This is a genomic window from Novosphingobium sp. B-7, assembly GCF_000410615.1.
Lineage (GTDB): Bacteria > Pseudomonadota > Alphaproteobacteria > Sphingomonadales > Sphingomonadaceae > Novosphingobium > Novosphingobium capsulatum.
The window spans coordinates 28,615-31,676 of record NZ_KE148371.1; the positions used below are offsets into that span (position 1 = coordinate 28,615).

At 67.4% G+C, this 3,062-nt stretch carries 4 protein-coding genes; 2 read left to right on the forward strand and 2 right to left on the reverse strand.

All coding sequences use genetic code 11. The features are described from left to right. Positions 1–1,053: NAD(P)/FAD-dependent oxidoreductase (locus H926_RS27900; RefSeq protein ID WP_237741065.1), on the forward strand; the 1,053-nt coding region annotated here is incomplete at its 5' end. Between the two features lie 23 nt (positions 1,054–1,076). Beyond that, positions 1,077–1,892, forward strand: a complete 816-nt coding sequence (locus H926_RS0115155) for a hydroxyneurosporene dehydrogenase (RefSeq protein WP_237741066.1) — start codon at positions 1,077–1,079, stop codon at positions 1,890–1,892. 184 nt (positions 1,893–2,076) lie between these two features. On the opposite strand, the gene H926_RS0115160 is transcribed toward H926_RS0115155, so the two are convergent. Next, positions 2,077–2,256 (reverse strand): hypothetical protein, encoded by a 180-nt coding sequence (locus H926_RS0115160; protein ID WP_022677068.1) that lies wholly within the window; start codon positions 2,254–2,256, stop codon positions 2,077–2,079. Next, positions 2,253–3,062: alpha/beta fold hydrolase BchO (gene bchO / locus H926_RS27905; RefSeq protein ID WP_043609792.1), on the reverse strand; the 810-nt coding region annotated here is incomplete at its 5' end. The genes H926_RS0115160 and bchO, both read right to left, overlap by 4 nt.

Sequence of the window (3,062 nt, forward strand, 5' to 3'; positions counted from 1 at the left end):
CGCCCTTATGAAAGCCTGTGGAAGGTCTTGGGCGAGCACTTTGCCGATCAACGGTTGCGCCAGCTTTTCGCGCGCTATTCCACCTATTGCGGCTCCTCGCCCCTTGCCACGCCGGCCACGCTGATGCTGATCGCCCATGTCGAGGCGCAGGGCGTGTGGCTGATCGATGGCGGCATCAGCGCGCTGGCTCAAGCGCTGATGAACCTGGCGCAGCGCCATGGCGCGCAGTTCCGTTTTGGCACCGGGGCGGCCATGCTGGAAACGCACAATGGCCGCGCCTCGGGTGTGGTGCTTGCCAATGGCGAGCATGTGCCAGCCGATGCCGTGATCACCAATGCCGATCCCGAAGCGCTTGCTGCCGGGCGCCTCGGCCCGATCGGCGCCATGGCGGTCAGCAGTCATGGCGCGCGCCACCGCTCGCTTTCGGCCATGGTCTGGCTCGCCCATGCCAAAACCAGCGGCTTTGCGCTGCAACGGCACAACGTGCTGTTCTCGCCCGATTACCCGCGCGAGTTCAGCGATATTCGCGGCGGCCGCCCGCCCACCGATCCCAGCGTCTATGTCTGCGCGCAGGACCGCGATGGCGACAATCCGCAAGCCGGCGGGCGCGAGCGCCTGCAGATCATCGTCAATGCCCCGGCCAACGGCGACAGCCACGCCTATAGCGAAAAGGAGAGGGACCAATGCACCTTGGCCATGCGCAAGACGCTGCAGCGCTGCGGGCTGGAGCTGGAAACGGATTGTCCCCGCATCCTGCTGACGCCGAACGAGTTCGAGACCTTTTTGCCCTCGACCGGCGGAGCGATCTATGGACGGGCCTCGCACGGCTGGGCGGCGTCATTCCTGCGGCAGGGCACGCGGACCCGGATCCCTGGGCTCTATTGCGCGGGTGGAAGCACCCACCCCGGAGCGGGGGTGCCGATGGCCGCCTTGTCGGCACGGCTGGCGAGCCGGGCAGTGCTGCAAGACCTCGCTTCGATGCGGCGATTCCACCCGGTGGCTATGGCTGGTGGTATGTCGATGCCATCAGCCAGTGCGGGCGCCACGGGCTGACGATCATCGCCTTCATCGGCAGCGTGTTTTCCCCTTATTACAAGAAAAGTGGCCGGGGCACGCCCTTGGATCACTGCGCGCTCAACGTCGCGCTCTATGGCCCCGGCGCGCGCTGGACAATGACCGAGCGCGGGCGCGGCGCGGTGCGGCGCAACGCCGATTGCCTGCAGATCGGCCCCAGTGCCATGCGCTGGACCGGCGACGCGCTGGAAATCGAGATCGAGGAAATGGACAAGCGCGTCGGCGTGCCCTGGCAGCGCCGCGTGGCCGGGCGTGTGCGCGTCATTCCCGAGGCGATGAACGCCAAGGCCTTTGCGCTCGACCCACAAGGGCGGCACCGCTGGCACTGCCTTGCCCCGCGCGCGCGGATCGAAGTGACGATGCAGCAGCCCGGGCTGGCCTGGCAGGGCAGCGCCTATCTCGATTCCAACTTCGGCAGTGAGGCACTGGAACAGGGTTTTCGCGTCTGGCACTGGTCACGCGCGCATGGCCGCCACGGCTCTTTCGTATTCTACGAAGGCATCCGCCGCGACGGCCGCCCCTTTGCCAGCGCCCTGCGCTTTGCCGCCGATGGCACCCCGCACGAAGAGGCCGAACTGCCACCCGTGGCGCCCCTGCCCAACACGCTATGGCAAATGGAACGCAAGACCCGCGCCGATCGCGGCCACGCCAGCGTGGTGCGCACCTGGGAAGACGCCCCGTTCTATTCCCGCTCCACCCTGCGCTCCACCCTGCTGGGCGAACCAGTCGTCTCGGTCCAGGAAAGCCTCGACATGGATCGCTTCTCCTCGCCGATCGTGCAATTCATGCTGCCCTATCGCATTCCACGGGTGGAATAGGCCAGGGTTACACATAGCTCTTCGTCACCCCGGACTTGATCCGGGGTCCAGCTGTTCTCTTCTGACGCAACGCGCGCACGTCTACGACGGGCAGTGCCGAACATAATTTGGTTCGCGCAGAGGCGCAGAGGCGCGGAGATTCAGATTTTCTCGGCGCCTCTGCGCCTCTGCGCGAAATCTTTGCTCAAACAGCCGGCGGCGCCCCATCATCGCTGGCATCCGCCCGCTCCTGCTCGGCCTTGCGCGCACGGTCATGGCGGATTTCGCGGTTGACTGACCACAGCTGCCACACGCCAAAACCGATGGCGATCGCGGCGGTAAAGACGATTTCCACCCAGCCGAAATGTTGGCTCCATCCACTCATCCCACGGTCTCCCGCTGTTGCCGGGCATGGGCGTGGATCAAGGCCGCGACCAGGTCGGGCCACTCCTCATGCGCCAGATGGCCCAGCCCAGGCAGTACCTCCAGCCGTGCATGGGGCAGCAGGGCGGCGGCCTTTTCCACCGAGGCCAGCGGCACGGCCACGTCGCCGCGCGCATGCACAAGCTGCACCGGCGCGGTAATCGCCGGCAAAGTGCGACTCAGGGTATCGAGATCCCAGCTGGCCATCATTTCCATCGCCCCGCCGCAATGGCCGGCATTGCCGAGCAGCGCGGCATAGCAGCGCAGGCCCTGGGCATCGAGGGCAGAGCCGGTGGCGCGGCGCAGAAAGCGTTCCGGCTCTCCCGGCAGGCGGGCAATCCCCGCCAGCATGCGTGGCACCAGCGGGTTGACAAACAGCATCCGCGCCAGCGAGGGAAACAGCTGCGCCGCCAGGCCCGGAAAGGGCATCAGCGCGGGGTTGAGGCCCACCACCGGCACGTCATCCCCCCGCCCGTGCACCAGTTGCAGGGCGATCGCCGCGCCGGCCGAATGCCCCACCACCACCGCCGGCACCTGGCCCAGCGCGCCCAGCAGATCATCCACCGCCCGCGCCATCGCCACCAGTGTCAGCCCGCCTTGCGGGCGCCCCTGGGTAAAGCCATGGCCGGGCAGATCGGGCGCCACCACGGTATAATCGCGCGCCAGCAGCGGCATCACATCGCGCCAGCTATGCGTGGCCGCGCCGGTGCCGTGCAGCAGCAGCGCCACTGGCCCCGCGCCATCGCCCATCTGCTGTACATGCCAGGT